We start from the raw sequence: 17,630 nt of genomic DNA, 5'->3' as shown, positions 1-17,630 counted from the left end.
ATGCTGTTGAAGATTTCCTATGAGGACGGCAGCGGGCGGGAGGTGATCCCGCTTTCTTCGAACGAGACCTATTTCGTCGGCGAAAGCAGCACGCTTTCGCTGCCGGCCGGCGCCGGCGTCGTGCGGCTGCGCGGCAGCCATGTCTCCTCGCCGCAATTCGTGCTGCGCAAGTCCGGCCAGGGCTGGTCGGTGCAGCATCATGGCCGCAATCCGACGCGCCTCGACGACCAGCCGCTCAGGGCCGGCACGCCGGTGGCGGTCTCGGCCGGCATGTCGATCTGGGTGCCGAATGTCACGATCGAGCTGGTCGAGCCGGCGGCGGCTCAGGAAGCGGTGACGCAGTTTCCGGACCAGGAGCGGGTGCTGGCGTTGCAGATGGAGATCCATGAGCGATTGCTAAAGGACACGCAATATGACCGGCTGGTGAAATCCTCCGATTTCGGCCGCGAGGACACGCGAAACCGCATCCGCGAGCGGCTCGACATGTTCATCAAGGAGGCGCTGGATGCCGCACCCCAGGATCTCGTCATCCTCGTCATCAAGAACGCCGTCTACCGCTGGCTCGCCAAACGCATCGCCCGCACCGGCCGGCGCGACGCCGCGTCGAATGCGGCAAGCCTCGCGCGCGAGGAGCAGGACAACCGCCGCCTCTTCGATGTCGGCAAGGCGCTGATCTCGGCGCTGCAGCTGAAGCTGAATTTCGAATCCACCCGTTCGGATTTCGCCCAGCTCGACACGCGGTTCAGCGCCGCCTTCCAGTCCCGCCAGGCGCTCTTCAATGCCGGCGACCGCTACGAGATCGCCCATATGCACCTGCGCTCGAATATCGAGGAGCTGATGTATCGCTGGGGGACAATCTCGGAGCTGATGGATCTCGACGTCATCTCGGAAATCATGGTGACCCGTTATGACGAGATCTACGTCGAAAAATTCGGCCTGCTGGAACGCTATCCCTTCGCCTTTGCCAATGAGCGGCAGCTGATGAAGGTGATCGAGCGCATCGCCGTCGATTCCAACCGCTCGATCAACGAGAGCGAGGCGATGGCCGACTTCCGCATGCCGGACGGTTCGCGCGTCAACGCCGTCATTCCGCCGCTGGCGGTCAAGGGCGCTTGTCTCACCATCCGCAAGTTCGGCGGCAAGTCGCGGCTCGACATCAGCAAACTGGTGACGGCAGGGGCGCTCAGCGAACCGATGCGCGCCTTCCTCGAGGCGGCGGTGCGCGCCCGCAAGAATATCGTCGTCTCGGGCGGCACCGGCTCGGGCAAGACGACGCTCCTGAACAGCCTGTCGCAGTTCATCCCGATCGGCGAGCGCGTCGTTGCCGTCGAGGATACGTCCGAGCTGCAGCTCGACGGCATCCATGTCGTCTATCTGCAATCGCGGCCGAAGACGGCGGAATCCGAAACCAGCGTCACCATCCGCGACCTGGTGCGCAACGCGCTGCGCATGCGCCCCGACCGCATCATCGTCGGCGAGTGCCGCGGTGCGGAGGCGATCGACATGCTGCAGGCGATGAACACCGGCCATGCCGGCTCGATGACGACGGCGCATGCCAACACGCCGCAGGACATGATGACCCGGCTGGAGGTGATGGTGCTGCAGGGCCAGAGTTCGCTGCCGGTGATGGCGATCCGCCAGCAGATCGTCGCCGCTGTCGAACTCGTCGTGCAGCTCAACCGCCTGGAAAGCGGCCGGCGCGCCGTCACCGAAATATCAGAGGTGATCGGCATCGATCCGGATACCGGCCTCGTCATCGTCGAGCCGATCTTCCACCTGGTCGGCCGCGCCGGCGGCCAGGCGGTGCATGCCTTCACCGGTTACCTGCCGAGCTTCGTCGCCGAGCTCGTCGAGTTCGGCGAAGACGGTGAAATCGAAAAACTCGATATGTTCGTCTAGAGCGGTTCAGGTTTTCGCGGAAGCGCAGAACCGCTCCAAGCTTTTGTTTTTAGGGGGAAGCCATGGATATCAGCATTCTGCAGATCTTTACGGTCGTCCTCGGCGCGGTGACGGCGGGGCTGCTGGTCTGGGGCGCGCCGGTGCGCTGGCCGGCGCCGCTCCTGCGCGCCACCGAACGCGACATCGCGCTCGCCAGCGAAGCGGCCCAGGTCTTCGGGCGCGACGCCGTGCCGCCCTATACGATGATCCTCGCCTACATCGTCACGGCGGTGGTCGTCTTTGCTCTGATATCGCTGATCTTCGGGCCGATCGTCGGCATCGTCGTCGCCATTCCGGTCGCCTTCTTCCTGCCCAAGGCGATCATCCGCTATTTCCTGCAGCGCCGCTGGCTGCAGATCGAATCGCAGCTTCCCTATGCGGTCGACCAGATCGTCTCGGCGGTGCGCACCGGCAAGCCGCTCGCCGTTGCCGTCAATGCGGTGGCCGATACCGGCCAGATGCCGGCCTCGCGTGAATTCGAGCGCATCGCCCGCGAACAGAAGCTCGGCATCGGCCTCGTCGAGGCGCTCGACCGCCACGGACGCACCGTGCCGAGCCTGCACTTCAAGATGGTCGACGCGGCGCTCGGCCTGTTTGCCCGCCAGGGCGGCGACATTTCCGAACCGCTGACGGAAATGTCGAAATCCTTCAAGGAAATCTGGAAGCTCGATCAGAAGATCACCACCTCGTCGTCGCAGGCGCGCATGAACTTCCGCGTCGTCAACGGTGGCGCACTGTTCATGATCCTGATGATCATCTTCGGCCAGCCGGAGCTGATCGACAAGGTGTTCGGCAACGCCATCGGCATCGTCATCGCCATCGTCGGCGCCATTCTCTATGCCACCGGCTTCTTCTGGATGCGCTCGATGATGAAGGTGTCGGTATGATGTCGCACATCCCGCTTGCCCCGATCGCCGTCGTCTTTGCCGGCATTGCCGCTGCCCTCTTCGTCTGGTGGATCGGCGATCTGCTCGGCAGCATCCAGGTGGTGCGCCGTTCGGCCGGCGGCGACGGCCCGCCGCCGAATATCGTCGACAGCATCGGCATGCGCACGCCGGTCGAATTCGTGCTCGCCCATTTCGAGCCGGTTCTTGCCGATTACGGCGCGCAGCTCGAGCAGAAGCTGATCTATGGCGGCCGGCCCTTCGGCGGCGTGACGGGGCGGGAATATATCGCCCTTCTCGTCGTGATGAGCCTGTTCGGCTTCATCCTGCTCGGCCTGCTGTTCGGCATTGCCAGCGGCAGCGTCATCGGCGGGCTGGTGGCCGGGCTGATCCTCGGCCTGATCCCCGCCATCTATTTCTGGGTGGTCGCCGACGACAAGATGCAGGATCGCAAGGAGCGCATTTCGCGCGAATTTCCCTATTTCCTCGATCTTGTCGTGATGACGCAGCAGGCGCAGGCGACGCTGCCGGAAAGCCTCAGGCTCTATGCCGAGGCCGCGCCCGGCACCGTGATGAGCGAGGAGATCGACCAGACGCTGAAGGACGTGGCGCTCGGCACCGGCATGGTCGAGGCGCTGCAGCGCCTGGAGGCGCGCATGACCGCCGAGGAGGTGGTGCGGGTCATCCGCGCCGTGATCCAGGGCGAGGTCGAGGGCAGCAACCGCGTCGAGCTGTTGCGCGAACATGCGCGCGACCTGCGCTTCCGCCGCTGGGAAAAGGCCGACAGGGCCAGCGAAAAGCTGAAAGCCAAGATCGTCATGCCGGCGATGATGATCGTCGTGTCGATCCTGCTTCTGGTGCTGGCGCCGGCAATTGTCGAGATGATGTCGAGTGGGATGTTCTGATCATGGTCTTCTCCTTCTTTCGCGGAAACAAACCCAGCCTGCTGCAGACCGGCCCCGGCGGCCAGAGCCGCAGCCATGTGCTGGACCGGCCTGAGATGTCGATCGGCCGGGCTGGCAATGCCGATATCGTCGTCGACGATCCGTTCCTGGCGCCGATCCACGCCCGCATCGAAAAGCAGCGCGATGGCGGCTTCATCATCCGCCGCATGGGGCTGAACCCGATCATGCTGCGCGGCGAAGCGCTGCTGCAGACGGCCTCGCTGAAAACAGGCGACAGCTTCCGTCTCGGCAAGGACGTCGAATTCCAGTTTCTGGAGAAGGCGCCGGCCAAGGAGGCGCCGAAGAAGGAGGCCGCCAAGGCGGGCGACGCCAAGCCGAAGAAGCCGCTCCTCAAGCAGCCGGCCTTCCTCGCCGGCATGGGGCTGGTCTATCTCGCCGTCGTCGGCATCATCGGCTACGTGATCCTCTCCGGCGGCGAGAGCGCCGAGAGCGGCCCGACGGCCGAGCGCATCAATGCGGAAGCCGCCCGCATCCCGACCTGCATCAAGAACGCAAGGCGCATGCGCCAGGTTTCCGAGCAGAGCTTCAACGGCGCGGTCGGCGGCCGCGTCGGCCGCGATGGCGAAGCGAGCTATGCCGCCCTTTCGCTGGCCGCCGAACCATCGGATGACGCGGCACTGGCAAAGGCCGCCGAGCCGATCGTCGAGGCCTATAAACGCACCGCGCTCGCCGCCTTCGCCTCGGAAACCCGCGGCAACAATACGCTGGCGCAGAGCCTCTACCAGCAGACCTACGACCTCGTTCCCGACGTCAACTGCTCGGCCGCACGTTTCGCGCTGCAGCGCCGCGCCGCCACGAAGCCGCCGGCGCGGCGGTGATTGGCGGTTCGGCAATGCCAGCGCTCGCTGAGATGCAACCCAGGTCGTTCATCGCAGTGCGCAAGGCGCTTTTTCCGGAATCACCCGCGCATTTTCCCCGTTACGCCTGCTGGCGAGCCATTTCACCGCGTGTGTCTCGACCTCAGTCCGTCCTGAACCTAACGTGGCAGGTCGTGCAGGTCTGCAGCATGAGGTGAAAAACGTGCTCCGCCGACATAGCCGACAGCGCCTGCTCGTTTCGGACGTGGGTGCCGAGCGGGCCGCCGCCCATGGCTTCTCCGGGCTTCATGCGCATGCCGGAGGGCATTGGTCCGGGGTTATTCTGCGCGGCGGCCTCGAGCGCGACGGCATATTCGCGGAGGTCATTGGCCAAGCGGTCGAACCGCTCGCGCTCCTCAACAATGTTCGGCTTGGCCTTTGACTGTGGGTTGGCCGCCTGGGATGCGAAGTGTCCGGAGAGAACGCCGCCCGATCTGTCGCGGATGGCATCTGCCGCTCCCTGGAACTCGGCGGCCTGATAGCTGGCCGGATCCTTGAACATGCCGAAAATCGTCTTTGCCGCCGCGGCCATGGCCTTCATGTCCGTCTGACGACGTGCAACGACATCCTCGGCTGCCGCCGACGGGGCCGCCGTCATCAGGACCGCTCCCACCGCGCAGAGCAGTCCGAACATGTTTCCGAAAAGGGTTCGTCTCATAAGGCTGCGTTCCGAATCCGTCATGCCGCTTGCTACGGATATCGCTTCTCATCTGGGCGGCAAGAGGGCGAACTCCTCCTGATCGGGCCGCCATCCCTAGGCAGCTCTCGGGGCAGCGGCGGCAGGAGAGGAAGCGTTAACCGACGCCGATTAGTCTGCGGCTCTCGCTGGGGGGTGGATCGATGAAAGGCGGCTATTCGCTGGTTCAGATAGGGCTTCACTGGCTGGTCGCCCTCATGGTGCCGGTGCAATATCTGACGGGCGGCAGCATCGAGCGAATCCACCATGCCGTCCATATGGGGATCACGCCATCCGATTGGGACGTCGTGCAGCACCAGCTCCACAACTATGCGGGGATCGCCATCGGCCTGCTGATGGGGATGCGGCTCGTTCTTCGCATCTTTCAGCCGCCCGAGCCGGCCGCGCCCGGCACGTGGACGGGGCGGATCGCCACGGCGCTTCATCACGCCTTCTACGCCGCAATCATCGCACAGGCCTGCATGGGGTTCGTCGCCAGCTACTTCTGGTTCGGGATCGCACCCTACCATGTCATCGGTTCGAAGATCATTCTGGCAATGGTGGCGCTGCATCTTGCCGCAGCGGCCTGGCACACGCTGGTCGCCCGCGACGAGACGGTCGACCGAATGCTGCTGCCGCGCCGGAAGCGATCAGCCGAAAACGTCTGAAGCGGCCGACGGCATCACGGGGTAACGGCGCCTCCTTGTGGGATGCGTGTCACATAAAGGACTCGAACGTCTGTGATAGACAGGTCCGCAATTGAAATCGAGCTGCTTTGCTTGTAGCTCGTTGGGAATGGGCAAGATGTACCGAATCACAGTGAGCACGCTGCTCGTGATGATGCGGCTGGTGATCGTCGTATCACTGGCGGGGTACTCGCTGTCCAACGCCAGCGCGGCGATGCACGGCTCCTCGTTTCCCGAACTGCAAGTCGCCGCCGCAGAGGTGACGCCGTCCCATGAAGGCCATGAGATGGCGGAAGCGGGCCATCACGACCACGCGCGCGGCGACATGTCCGATGACGAAGGCGCTACGTCGAAGCTCGTCAAGCAGGAGTGCTGCAAGGATTTCTGCGGCGGGCTCGGCATCATTTGTGAAAGCCCCGACGTCGGCGGGCCTGTGGTCACCTCGATCCGGCAGTTCGTGGACGACCGAACGGCCTTCGGCGAATTGCCGCCGCTCCACCGCCCTCCGAATATCTGAATAGAGACGCACCCGTTCGATCGGGTCCAGTCGGTCGCCGCCTGCATTCAGGCGAGCGCCCGTAGGCTATCTCTTATTCGGAAATTTCATAATGAAACCCTCGCTTTTCGTGGTGGGGCTGCCGCTTGTCATCGGCGGCTGCGCATCCACGCTTCCTCCCGACGTGGTGGCGTCTTCCGCCGCGGTCGAACAGCCGTCGCCGCGCCCGGTCACATACCGGTCGCCCGTCTCGGGCTATGTCGCCAGGCAGCCCGTCGATCCCAAACCGTGGCGCAGACAGAATGATCTGCAGTCTCCTGCAAAAGGGGACGCCTCATGATCGGCCTTGGAAAATTAACCGCCGTGCTGGCGTTCCCGCTGGCGCTCGGCGGCTGTGTCACGGGCGCCGAATATTCCGGCAAGCAGGCAGGCTTCGCTTCCGTTGCCGACAAGACCGCCATCGCGACCGCGAAGCAGACGGTCTGGATCCAGAACCAGAACCAGGCCCGGTCGGTCACCGCTGAAGTCAAAAGCCTGCTCGCGCGAAAGAAGGTCCTCGACGCCGAGACCGCCGTCCAGGTCGCCCTCCTCAACAATAAGGGTCTCCAGGCCGCCTACGCCGATCTCGGCGACAGCGCGGCCGACGCCTGGCAGTCGACGATGTTCATCAACCCGACCATCTCCATCGGCACGACGGGCATGGGGACGCCGGAACTGGAGGCGTTCAAGACTATCGAGGGGATGATCACCACGAACATCCTGGCGCTTGCGACAAAGAACCGGGACATTGCGATCGCCGACACCCGTTTCCGGCAGGCGCAACTGACCGCCGCCGTGAAAACGCTCGAGATCGCCGCCGATACGCGGCGTGCCTGGATCGGGGCGGTGGCGGCCTGGGAGAATGTCGGGCAGTTGCAGCGCGCCCAGGCGACGGCGGACGCCGCTTCCGAACTTGCGGAAAAGCTTGGCGAGACCGGTGCGATGACCAAAGGCGCCCAGGCGCGCGAACATGTGTTCGTCGCCGAGCTCGCCGGAGAGACCGCGAAGGCGCGGCTGGCGGCACGTCTCGCCAAGGAGGAGCTGACGCGGCTGATGGGTCTCTGGGGATCCGAGCTGGACTATCGGGTCCCGAACAGCCTGCCGCCGCTGCCCAAGTCCGTCGTCAAACGCGATACCATCGAGGCCGAGGCTCTGAGGAACCGCATCGACCTTCAGGTGGCGAAGCTCGAACTGGAGGCGACAGCCAAATCCTACGGGCTCACCGAAGCGACGCGCTATGTCACCGATCTCCAGATCCTGACGGGCTTCGAAACAGAACGGGAAATCGAGGACGACGAGAAGACCACCAGAACGACCGGCCAGGTCGAGCTGGAATTTTCGATCCCGATCTTCGACACCGGCAAGGCCCGGATGCGCAAGGCCGAAGTGGCGTACATGCGGGCGGCGAACCTGCTTGCGGAGAAGGCGGTGAACGTCCGCTCGGAAGCACGCTCCGCCTATGAGGCGTACCGGTCGAACTACGACATCGCGCGCCACTACCGCAACAATGTCGTGCCGCTGCGCACCAAGGTCGAGGAGGAATCCCTGCTGACCTATAACGGTATGATCTCGAACACCTTCGAGCTGCTCACCGACACGCGCGACAAGATCAACTCCATCCTGCTCTCCGTCAACGCCAAGCGCGATTTCTGGCTCGCCGAAGCCAATCTCGCGCCGGCGATCTACGGCGGCGGCGCGACCAACGCGCCGGCAGAGACCGAAGTCGCCGCTGCCTCCGGCAGCAGCGGCGGCGGTCATTGAGAAAGGAAGCCACCATGTTCAACAGACGACAACTGTTCGGTGCGAGTGCGGCCCTGCTGGCGGCCGGCGCCTGGACGAAGACCTCGGCGATGGGGCTGCCCGACGCCCCGACAATGGAATCGGCGGACATGCAGCCGCCGCTCCACCCGACCTCCGGCCCGGACTACCAGCCGGTCGTCACCCTCAACGGCTGGACCCTGCCCCACCGGATGAACAACGGCGTCAAGGAGTTCCACCTCGTCGCCGAGCCGGTCGAACGCGAGATGGCCGACGGCATGACCGCCTATCTCTGGGGCTATAACGGCCAGTCTCCGGGTCCGACCATCGAGGCGGTCGAAGGCGATCGGGTGCGCATCTTCGTCACCAACAAGCTGCCGGAACACACGACGATCCACTGGCACGGCATGATCCTGCCGTCGGGCATGGACGGCGTCGGCGGGCTGACGCAGCCGCATATCCCGGTCGGCAAGACCTATGTCTACGAGTTCGACCTCGTGAAATCGGGCACCTTCATGTACCACCCGCATTCCGACGAGATGGTGCAGATGGCGATGGGCATGATGGGCTTCTTCGTCGTCCATCCCAAGGATCCGACGTTCATGCGCGTCGACCGCGACTTCGTCTTCCTGCTCAACGCCTATGACATCGATCCCGGCTCCTATGTGCCGAGGATCATGGAGATGACCGACTTCAACATGTGGTGCTGGAACAGCCGCGTGTTTCCGGACATCAGCCCGCTGGTCGTTTCCAGGAACGATCGGGTGCGGGTGCGGGTCGGCAACCTGACGATGACCAACCATCCGGTTCACATGCATGGTTACGACTTCGAGGTGACATGCACGGATGGCGGATGGGTGCGGCCCGAAGCACGGTGGCCGGAGGTGAGCATCGATATCCCCGTCGGCGCCATGCGCGCTTACGAGTTCGACGCCAAATATCTCGGCGACTGGGCGATCCACTGCCACAAATCGCATCACACGATGAACGCGATGGGGCACGACATCCCGACCTTCATCGGTGCGGACAAGTCGAAGCTCGCCGAGAAGATCAGGAGGCTTCAGCCGGAATACATGCCCATGGGCACCAAGGGCATGGCCGACATGGGCGAAATGGAAATGCCCATTCCCGAGAACACCGTCCCGATGATGACCGGCTGGGGGCCGCACGGCCCGATCGAGATGGGCGGCATGTTCTCGGTGGTGAAGGTCCGCGAGGGCATCGCGGCGGACGATTACTCCGATCCCGGCTGGTACGAAAACCCGCCCGGAACGCAGGCCTGGGAGTGGACCGGCGAGCTGCCGGACGCGACCAAGGCTAAAGACGCGAAGACGCAAATCACGCCGAAGCCGACGAACGGCTGAGGCTCAACATCCCACATCAAAAAAGGATCACCGCATGCAGAATTATCTATTGGCACTGGCACTCGCAGCGCTCGCAACTCCCGCCCTCGCCTCCGGCAATCACGCCGGCGGCCACGGTGAGAAAATGGCGGTCGGCGAGCCCGGCGACAAAGCCCAGGCGACACAGACGATCCGCGTCACGATGAAGGAAACCGACGACGGCAAGATGCTGTTCACGCCCGCGGTCTTCAACGTCCGCAAGGGGCAGACGGTCAAGATCGCGATCAAGAACGCGGGAACCGTCGACCACGAATTCGTGCTCGATCAGGAAGACAAGATCCTGGAGCACAAGAAGGTGATGGAGAAGTTCCCGGAAATGGAACATGCCGACGCCAATTCTATCCGTCTTCCGGCCGGTCAGTCCGGCGAGATCGTCTGGAAATTCACCACCGACGGCGAGTTCAAATTCGCCTGCCTGATCCCCGGTCACTACGAAGCCGGCATGCACGGCGATGTCAGCGTCGCCGGCAAGTAACCCTCGATAAAGGAGCCACGAATATGAAAACTGCAATGATCAAAATCAGTCTAGCCGCCCTGCTCTCTGTCAGCGCTGCCTTCGGTGCTCTTGCCGAGGAATTCACCAAGGGCGTCGTCAATAAGGTTGACGCCAAGGCGAAGAAGGTCACCATCAAGCATGAGGAGCTGAAAAACCTCGACATGCCCGCGATGACGATGGTCTTCCGCGTCGAAGACCCGGCCCTCATCGAAAAGCTGAAGGAAGGTTCGAGCATCGAGTTCGTCGCCGAACGTGTGAACGGCAAGCTGACCGTCACCGAAGTTAAATAGCCAGCACCTGCCGCCCGGACCCATCCGGGCGGCAGGACATCGAGGAGTGGAGACGATGCACAGGAGAAGCTTCATCGCCATGGCGGCATCCGCCATGGCATTCCCTAGCGGCGGGGTTAGCGCCGCCACGCCGGCGAAGATGACGGTCTACAAGGACCCGAACTGCGGTTGCTGCCATGAATGGTCGAAGGCGATGGCGGCGGCCGGATTTTCCGTCGACGCCCGCGATACCGACGACCTTGCCGCGGTCAAGGCGCGGCTGGGCGTGCCAGCCGACCTCGAGGGATGTCACACCGCCGTGGTCGAGGAGTATTTCATCGAGGGACACGTGCCGCTCGAGGCCATCCAGCGCCTGTTGCGGGAGCGACCGCCGCTCCGGGGGCTCGCCGTGCCGGGCATGCCGCCGGGCTCGCTCGGGATGGGCGACGATCCGCGGGCGTCCTATGACGTCTATGCCATTCCCTTAGCCGGCGCACCCTCTTCGTTCATGGAGGTCCGTCCGCGAAAGGGTTGACGCCGCGACCGATCGGGCCGTGCCATACTGTCGCTCAGGACGCTGGAGCGGTGCAGAGCCTCGCCCAGAGATCGTGCTTCCAGTCGGTTCCCGGCCGGGCCGAAACGTCGACTGTATATTCGGCGGAATTGACGCGTACCGTGGCGGGCGAAATGCAGCGCACACTCGCCTCGTGCCTTCCTCCGTCCTGATAGAGCACCGCCCCGCCGCGGTCGATTTCCGACAGCGTGATGATCACGTCGAAATCGAAGGCGGGATCGTGGGCCGGTCCGCCCTTGGCCAGACTGAGGCTGACCGAGCGGCTGCCGTCGAACGCAGTCGTGTAAAAGACGGCTGATGCAGCCGACATCGACGCGGACTGAACGCAAAGGATCAGGGATAGAAGGATTCGACGCATCTCCCCCTCCCTTGGGTTATGCACCTTGATCCTATCATAGCCTCGCAGTTTTCGAAATCCGCCGCTAATGGCTTCCGGTGCTGCCGATGTTGGTGGGGTCGTTCGTTTGTGCGATCGCCAGGCAGGATCAGCGGGGACAGAGCTTCAAGCTGAACTGTAAGCCATATCGGCCTGATGACGTCAGCCAAACCGTTCCCAGCGGGAAATCGATCACCGTCCGCAACATTGCTGTCGATCGCCGGTTCAGCGTATAAATGAGATACATCGGGACAGGCTTGTAGAACCATTCCGGCAGCACCTGCTCGAGCCGTCCTCCGGAGATATCGGCGGAGGTTGATGGAGGGAGGCACGATGATGCAGAGGAATGCGCCGGACTTCAGCCTTGAGGGCAAGGTGACTTTGGTGACGGGAGCGAGCCGTGGCATCGGTCGGGCTTGCGCGCTTGCCTGTGCCGCGGCGGGCTCCGATATTGTCTTGGGGGTCCGCAATGTCGCAGCGTCGGCGGATCTGGTCGCCGAACTCGAGGGCGCGGGACGCAAAGTCCTCGCTGTCGAACTGGACATTCCCAACAAAGCCCATATCGCACAAGCTGTCGACGCAGCCCTGACGACATTTGGCCGGATCGACGTCCTCGTCAACAATGTCGGCGTGGCTCCAGGCAATCTCGCCGAACTCGTCGAGGAGAAGGACCTGGACGAGATCCTCGATGTCAACATCAAGGGCACCTTCCTGATGACGCAGGCAGTCGGGCGTCAGATGATCAAGCGCAATGGAGGCCGGATCATCAGCATCAGCTCACAGGCCGGCACCGTGGCGCTGCGCGGCGAGGCAATTTATTGCATGAGCAAGGCGGCGATCAATCACCTGACGCGCTGCCTTGCGGCCGAATGGGCGCCCTACAATGTCACCGTAAACACCGTATCGCCGACCTTCATCCATACGGATGGTACAGCACCCTTTCTATCCGACGACGCCAATCGCCAAGCGACGCTCGATCACATTCCGCTTGGCCGGATCGGTGAAACCGACGATGTGGTGGGTGCCGTGGTCTTTCTGGCGTCGCCGGCTGCCAGCCTGATCACCGGCGCGAACCTGCTGGTGGACGGTGGATGGTCGGTCGCCTGAGGCCCGAATGGTTGGAGATCGTGCGCTTCCCCGCGAAGCGCCGGCGCTGACAATAGTACGGCTGCCAGGGTTTGGGAGCATTCATCAGCCGTTCGAAACCTTCGCCGCTTGGCGGCTGGTCGAGGACGGCCAGATAGTGTTTATAGCTGTCCGGATCGACTTGCACCAATGTCTGGTCGAGAAGGGCGTCTTCGGCGGCGCGGCGCGCGGCGTCGATCATGAAATCCGAGCGGGTTTTCCCGTGGACCTTGGCCGCACGGTCGATCAGGCCGCGAATGTCGTCACGAACCTTCAAATTGACGGCGCGTTTATGGGTATCGGTCGCGTTTTTGCTGGCCATAGTATTTCCTTCGAGATCAGCCTAGCGTGGTCGCATACACAATGTGTATCTATTTCTTCGTGCTTCAGACCTAGTGCGATGCTCTCTCGCCGAACAACAGACCAATCAATACAATCGAGCCGAAAGACAGAAATGAACTTGTCCATGCGATGGCGGCTGCCTTGCGCAATGAACGAAACTCATCGGCGACGTAGTACCTGTCGAAACGGCTGCGCCTGCGCGCCTGTCGTTCTCGCCGGCTGAGGCCCTGATCTTCCGGCTTATCTACCATGCAGCCGGTCTTACTGAGCACCTTTATCGTCACCCAAAAAATGACGGCGAAACTCACGATAAATGCACCGAAGCAGGTCCCAACTATGAACTTCAAGACCAGCGGTTGACCGACCATTCCCAGCACACCCCCATGCATTTAAGTACGTGCACTCTTAAGATCATTCATCAGAATAAACCTGTCAAATTTCGCTCGCTAGGCACTGCGACTTTTAAGTTTGGCGAAATAGACGGTCTTAGAGCTGAAGGCTAAACCGCACGGCCGGATGCCGTCAGCCAAACCGTTCCACCAGGAAATCGATTACCGTGCGCAGCATCGCTGTCGGCCGCTGGTTCGGGGCGTAGATGAGGGACATCGGCACAGGCTTGTAGGACCATTCCGGCAGCACCTGCTCGAGCCGGCCTTCGGCGATATCGGCGGCGAGCAGCAGTTCCGGCTGAAGCACGATTCCGGCGCCGCTGAGCGCTGCCATGCGCAGCGCCGCCCCCTGGTTGGTCGAGAATTTTCCGGAGATCAGCACGTCGCGCAGTTCGCCGCCCGGTCCGACCAGATGCCAGCGATCCTGCTTGCGCCAGTAGGAGTGGCCGAGGCAGAGATGGTTGGTCAGCGCTTCCGGCGAAGCCGGCCGGCCATGGCGGGCGAGATAGTCCGGCGCGGCGGCGAGAATCCGCCGGTAGGGCGTGAGCGGGCGGGCGACCAGGCTGCTGTCGGCGAGCGGGCCGATGTGGATGCCGAGCTCGAACCCCTCGCCGACGAGGTCATGGACATTGTTGTCGAGCGACAGCTCGATGCTGACCTCGGGATAGGCGTTCTGATACTCGACCAGCGCCGGCACCAGGACTTGCGTGCCGAAACTGACGGGCGCCACCAGCCGAAGCCGGCCGCGCGGCGCTGCTTGCAGCTCGCTTGCCGAAGCCTCGGCCAGCGCCACTTCGGACAGGGCGCGCTTGCAGCGCTCGTAATAGAGCTGGCCGACCTCCGTCAGCTGATGGCGGCGCGTGGTGCGATGGATCAGCTTCGCCCCGAGCCGGGTCTCGATCGTCTTGATGTGCTTGGCAACCATGGCAGGCGACACCTGCGCGATCTCCGCGGCAGCCGCGAAACTGCCATGGTCGATGACCCTGACGAACATCGCCATACCGGCCAGCTTGTCCATGATTGCCTACTTCCAGGTTTCGAATGAAGACACCCGCAGCTTATTTATCAACCTCAGCATTTACAACATAGTCGTCATGCCCGCGCCAAGGCGACGGGCAACCAACCATGACTTAGGAGAAACCATGCCCATTCTTCACCTGCAGATGCATCCCGGCCGCACCGACGACCAGAAGCGCGCCTTCGTGCGCGAAGCGACCAAGGCCGCCGTCGAAACCCTGGTATGCCCGCCGGACTCGGTGGAAATCCTGATCACAGAGATCGCCAAGGATTCCTGGGCGGTCGGCGGCAAGCTGAAATCCGAGGCCTGAGAGGCGATCCGCAGTGGCGAAGGCGCGAGGTGCGGCGCCGCCGCGATGGTATTGGGCAGGGAGCCGGTCCGCGGCTCCCGCGCCGACCGGGCGGGCGACTGGTCGACTTTACCGGCCGCCCCGAGGCGGATGGCAATGACAAGCGTGTTTCCGTTCTATGCGCCACAGCGGTTCCCGCACGGGAAAGGCAACACACCGAACGACCGGCGTCCCCCATATAACGGCAACGAGAAGAGCCCGTCCGACGTCGACCAAAGTCCGCTATTGGCGCATCCCGGAAGTTGCGCGTTTCATTCTGCCAGTCTCAATGGCAATGTACCATTGCCGATGCGTCAGTAGAGCAATCGCGTTCTGATCGTTCCCGGGATCTCCCGCAGCGCCTGAAGAATATCGTCGGCTGTCTGGGACATGTCCTCGACCTCGATGACCACGTATCCCGTGTCGCCATGCGTCTGCAGGAATTCGGCGACGATATTCAGCCCGCGCGACGAGAAGATCTCGTTCAACTGGATGAGCATGCCGGGACGGTTTTGGTGAACATGGATGAAGCGTGTACCGTTCGGGCGTTCAGGCAACTGAACCTGCGGAAAGTTAACGGCGCCCATCGTCGAGCCGATGTCGGAATATTCGACCAGCTTTCTGGAGACTTCTCCGCCGATGCGCTCCTGGGCCTCTTCTGTCGAGCCTCCGATATGCGGTGTCAGAATGACATTGCTCAAGCCCTGCAGCGGCGTTTCGAAACGCTCTTTGTTCGATGCCGGCTCCTTGGGAAACACATCAACCGCAGCACCTGCCAGATGGCCCTCTTTCAAGACTTTCGCAAGCGCGTCGAGATCGACCACCGTACCGCGGGAATTGTTGATGAAGATCGCGCCTTTCTTCATACGGCGCAGTTCGGTTTCGGTGATCATATTGTGCGTCGATGGCGTTTCCGGAACGTGCATCGTCACATAATCCGAGATTTCCAGAAGCTCGCCGAGCGAAGCCATCGATTCCGAATTGCCGCGGCGCAGCCTATCGGAGAGATCGAAATAGCGCACCACCATGCCCATGCTTTCCGCAAGAGCACTCAGTTGCGAGCCGATATTGCCGTAGCCGACAATGCCGAGGGTTTTTCCGCGGACTTCTCGGCTGCCGACAGCGGATTTCTCCCATCCGCCCTGGTGCGCCGACGCCGAGCGTGGGAAGATTTGCCGCGTCAGCATGATGATCTCGCCGATCACAAGTTCGGCCACCGAGCGGGTGTTCGAATAAGGCGCGTTAAACACCGGTATCCCGCGGCGGCGTGCCGCTTCCAGATCGACCTGGTTCGTGCCCACGGAAAAACAGCCGACCGCGATCAGCTTCTTGGCAGATTCGAAAATTTCTTCCGTCAGCTGCGTTCGGGACCGAATGCCGATGATATGCGCATCAGCGATATGGCTTTTGAGATCCTTGTCATCAAGCGCTTTCGGCAGATGCACGAGATTGGTGTATCCGCAAGACGAAAAATAGTCCACGGCGCTCTGGCTGATGCCTTCAAGCAGAAGCACGGAAATTCGGTCACGCGGGAGGGAAAGCTGAGGAGGCATGGGTAGACTTTCGTTTTCCTAATTTTGAGAAGAAGATGTGGTCTGTAGGCCATCCTGGCGCAATGATACGGCTTTGCGACTATCCGACAAACAGTGCAAGCACAAATCCCAATATTCTCCGCTGCGACTGGACGTGTCTCGGCGGTCGATCCCCAATTGTGCAAGTCGATACCATGACGTCGCAAGCTGCGTGCTCGCGCCTGAAATTTGTTGCGGCCGAAGCTGATGCTTGGTCTCCCGCTCACTTCATAAGAGCGGAATGACCGCAGCTGGCGCAAAGTGGCCGAGGCTCGTCGGCGATCGGTCCCAAGTAGCAGCGCCTCTTCATCGGGAAATGCTGCGTTTAATCGTCGCCCGCCCGCCGACACGGGAAGTCGTCCTCGCGCAATAGGCGAAGTGCCGCCGCCTTCATCTGTGCAGCGCTCGGGAATTGTGGCATAACTCTACCATGGCGATACATGTCTTGGCGGTCCATCGCGACACGGTCGGGACGGAACAGGCGGCGGGCGGTTCGCTGGCAGCCGCCTATTCCGTGGGGGTTTTCTGCTGGCTGCTGTCGGCCGGCGTCTATATCGCCGCGAAATGGGTTTCTTCGGAGATGCCGCCCTGGGCGCTTTGCTTCTGGCGCGTGCTGATCGCCTGGGCGATCCTGATGCCGATCGTTTACCGGCATTTCGGCGCCATGGCCGCGCTGGTGCGGGCTCGCGGCCTCGAACTGCTCGCCATCGGCGGTATCGGGCTTGCGATCTGCCAGGGCCTGATTTTTGTCGGCCTCGAACATGCCGATGCCACGACCGCCGGCATCATCATCGCCCTGATCCCGATCATCACCATGATCCTTGCCCGTTTCATTCTGGCTGAGCCGATGGGACGCTGGCAGGTGATCGGATCGATCCTGGCCTTTGTCGGGATCGTGATCATCATCGTCAAGGGCAGCCCGGCCGCGCTCCTGCGTCTCGACCTCAATCCCGGAGAGCTGTGGATCGTCGCCGGCGCGTTTTGTTTCAGCCTCTATACCGTGCTGCTGCGGCGGGCGAAATTCGATCTCAATCGCCTTGCGCTGCTGGTGCTGCTCCTCGGCGCGGCGGTGCTGACGGCGCTGCCCTTCTACCTCTTTGAGCTTGTCTCCGAGGAGCGCTCGACGCTGAATGCCAGCGGTTTGATCGCGCTCGGCTATGTCGCGATCCCGGGCGGCGCGGTGATGTATTATCTCTTCAATCGCAGCATCGAGGCCCTGGGGGCGGCGCGGGCGGGCGTGCTGCTTTACATCCAGACGATCTTTATCGCCGTGCTCGCCTACCTCTTCCTCGGCGAACAGCTGCAACGCTATCATCTCGAAGGCGCAGCACTCATCGTCGCCGGCCTGCTTCTCATCATCCTGCTGAAGCCGACGACCAGAGCGGAGGCGGCCAAAGCCTGAGGACGAGCGCAACGGCTTTCCATGTGACCACGTCAGGC

At 62.6% G+C, this 17,630-nt stretch carries 20 protein-coding genes and 2 pseudogenes; 15 read left to right on the top strand and 7 right to left on the bottom strand.

Annotated features, from left to right (window positions below; all coding sequences use genetic code 11):
* The 4 genes from CO666_RS09180 (at position 1) to CO666_RS09165 (ending at position 4,605) form a co-directional block, all read left to right on the top strand.
* On the top strand, positions 1–1,899 hold the full coding sequence (locus CO666_RS09180; protein ID WP_097611737.1) for a TadA family conjugal transfer-associated ATPase: 1,899 nt from the start codon (positions 1–3) through the stop codon (positions 1,897–1,899).
* Between the two features lie 62 nt (positions 1,900–1,961).
* Positions 1,962–2,825 (top strand): type II secretion system F family protein, encoded by an 864-nt coding sequence (locus CO666_RS09175; RefSeq protein ID WP_097611736.1) that lies wholly within the window; start codon positions 1,962–1,964, stop codon positions 2,823–2,825.
* On the top strand, positions 2,822–3,727 hold the full coding sequence (locus tag CO666_RS09170) for a type II secretion system F family protein (RefSeq protein ID WP_097611735.1): 906 nt from the start codon (positions 2,822–2,824) through the stop codon (positions 3,725–3,727). The genes CO666_RS09175 and CO666_RS09170 overlap by 4 nt, the downstream gene beginning before the upstream one ends.
* A gap of 2 nt (positions 3,728–3,729) precedes the next feature.
* Positions 3,730–4,605, top strand: coding sequence for an FHA domain-containing protein (locus CO666_RS09165; RefSeq protein ID WP_097611734.1), 876 nt, complete (start codon positions 3,730–3,732; stop codon positions 4,603–4,605).
* A 142-nt stretch (positions 4,606–4,747) separates the two neighbouring features.
* Here CO666_RS09165 and CO666_RS09160 read toward each other — a convergent pair whose 3' ends face one another.
* Positions 4,748–5,278: a cytochrome c gene (locus CO666_RS09160; protein WP_425352406.1), complete on the bottom strand. Its 531-nt coding sequence runs from the start codon at positions 5,276–5,278 to the stop codon at positions 4,748–4,750.
* A 206-nt stretch (positions 5,279–5,484) separates the two neighbouring features.
* On the opposite strand from CO666_RS09160, the gene CO666_RS09155 reads away from it, so the two are divergent.
* The 8 genes from CO666_RS09155 to CO666_RS09120 all read left to right on the top strand — a co-directional run bounded on the left by CO666_RS09155 (position 5,485) and on the right by CO666_RS09120 (position 11,002).
* Complete coding sequence (locus CO666_RS09155) at positions 5,485–5,988, top strand: cytochrome b (protein ID WP_097611733.1); 504 nt, start codon at positions 5,485–5,487, stop codon at positions 5,986–5,988.
* Between the two features lie 136 nt (positions 5,989–6,124).
* The gene (locus CO666_RS09150; RefSeq protein ID WP_097611831.1) at positions 6,125–6,523 is read left to right on the top strand and encodes a hypothetical protein; all 399 of its coding nucleotides are present in this window, start codon (positions 6,125–6,127) and stop codon (positions 6,521–6,523) included.
* A gap of 91 nt (positions 6,524–6,614) precedes the next feature.
* Positions 6,615–6,842: a hypothetical protein gene (locus CO666_RS09145; protein WP_097611732.1), complete on the top strand. Its 228-nt coding sequence runs from the start codon at positions 6,615–6,617 to the stop codon at positions 6,840–6,842.
* Positions 6,839–8,302, top strand: coding sequence for a TolC family protein (locus tag CO666_RS09140; RefSeq protein WP_097611731.1), 1,464 nt, complete (start codon positions 6,839–6,841; stop codon positions 8,300–8,302). The genes CO666_RS09145 and CO666_RS09140 overlap by 4 nt, the downstream gene beginning before the upstream one ends.
* Before the next feature lie 14 nt (positions 8,303–8,316).
* The gene (locus CO666_RS09135) at positions 8,317–9,663 is read left to right on the top strand and encodes a multicopper oxidase family protein (protein WP_097611730.1); all 1,347 of its coding nucleotides are present in this window, start codon (positions 8,317–8,319) and stop codon (positions 9,661–9,663) included.
* A 34-nt stretch (positions 9,664–9,697) separates the two neighbouring features.
* Entirely contained in the window at positions 9,698–10,177 is a 480-nt protein-coding gene (locus CO666_RS09130; protein WP_097611729.1) for a cupredoxin domain-containing protein, read from the top strand.
* A 23-nt stretch (positions 10,178–10,200) separates the two neighbouring features.
* Positions 10,201–10,488 carry a copper-binding protein gene (locus CO666_RS09125; protein ID WP_097611728.1) on the top strand — a complete coding sequence of 96 codons (288 nt, stop codon included), beginning with the start codon at positions 10,201–10,203 and terminating at the stop codon, positions 10,486–10,488.
* 55 nt (positions 10,489–10,543) lie between these two features.
* Entirely contained in the window at positions 10,544–11,002 is a 459-nt protein-coding gene (locus tag CO666_RS09120; protein ID WP_097611727.1) for a DUF411 domain-containing protein, read from the top strand.
* A 34-nt stretch (positions 11,003–11,036) separates the two neighbouring features.
* Here CO666_RS09120 and CO666_RS09115 read toward each other — a convergent pair whose 3' ends face one another.
* Positions 11,037–11,399 (bottom strand): hypothetical protein, encoded by a 363-nt coding sequence (locus CO666_RS09115; RefSeq protein WP_097611726.1) that lies wholly within the window; start codon positions 11,397–11,399, stop codon positions 11,037–11,039.
* Between the two features lie 180 nt (positions 11,400–11,579).
* Positions 11,580–11,730, bottom strand: a pseudogene (locus CO666_RS35010) (LysR family transcriptional regulator); the annotation flags it as partial.
* Between the two features lie 23 nt (positions 11,731–11,753).
* On the opposite strand from CO666_RS35010, the gene CO666_RS09105 reads away from it, so the two are divergent.
* A complete protein-coding gene (locus tag CO666_RS09105; RefSeq protein WP_097611830.1) occupies positions 11,754–12,524 on the top strand; it encodes an SDR family NAD(P)-dependent oxidoreductase in 771 nt (256 codons plus the stop codon).
* Between the two features lie 61 nt (positions 12,525–12,585).
* Here CO666_RS09105 and CO666_RS09100 read toward each other — a convergent pair.
* The 3 genes and pseudogenes from CO666_RS09100 to CO666_RS09090 form a co-directional block, all read right to left on the bottom strand.
* Positions 12,586–12,864: pseudogene (locus CO666_RS09100) on the bottom strand (type II toxin-antitoxin system TacA family antitoxin); the annotation flags it as partial.
* Positions 12,865–12,934: 70 nt separating this feature from the next.
* Positions 12,935–13,252: a hypothetical protein gene (locus CO666_RS09095; RefSeq protein ID WP_143540272.1), complete on the bottom strand. Its 318-nt coding sequence runs from the start codon at positions 13,250–13,252 to the stop codon at positions 12,935–12,937.
* Positions 13,253–13,406: 154 nt separating this feature from the next.
* Positions 13,407–14,291 (bottom strand): LysR family transcriptional regulator, encoded by an 885-nt coding sequence (locus CO666_RS09090; protein ID WP_097611724.1) that lies wholly within the window; start codon positions 14,289–14,291, stop codon positions 13,407–13,409.
* Between the two features lie 124 nt (positions 14,292–14,415).
* Between CO666_RS09090 and CO666_RS09085 the strand changes: the two genes are divergently transcribed.
* Complete coding sequence (locus tag CO666_RS09085) at positions 14,416–14,601, top strand: 4-oxalocrotonate tautomerase (protein WP_097611723.1); 186 nt, start codon at positions 14,416–14,418, stop codon at positions 14,599–14,601.
* Between the two features lie 332 nt (positions 14,602–14,933).
* Here CO666_RS09085 and serA read toward each other — a convergent pair whose 3' ends face one another.
* Positions 14,934–16,172, bottom strand: a complete 1,239-nt coding sequence (gene serA, locus CO666_RS09080) for a phosphoglycerate dehydrogenase (protein ID WP_097611722.1) — start codon at positions 16,170–16,172, stop codon at positions 14,934–14,936.
* Between the two features lie 448 nt (positions 16,173–16,620).
* Between serA and CO666_RS09075 the strand changes: the two genes are divergently transcribed.
* On the top strand, positions 16,621–17,592 hold the full coding sequence (locus tag CO666_RS09075; protein WP_097611721.1) for a DMT family transporter: 972 nt from the start codon (positions 16,621–16,623) through the stop codon (positions 17,590–17,592).
* Positions 17,593–17,630: the final 38 nt, after the last annotated feature.

The organism is Rhizobium chutanense (genome assembly GCF_002531935.1).
Taxonomy (GTDB): Bacteria; Pseudomonadota; Alphaproteobacteria; order Rhizobiales; family Rhizobiaceae; genus Rhizobium; species Rhizobium chutanense.
Note: the sequence above shows the minus strand (reverse complement) of the source record. Positions and strands in the feature narration are given on the sequence as shown.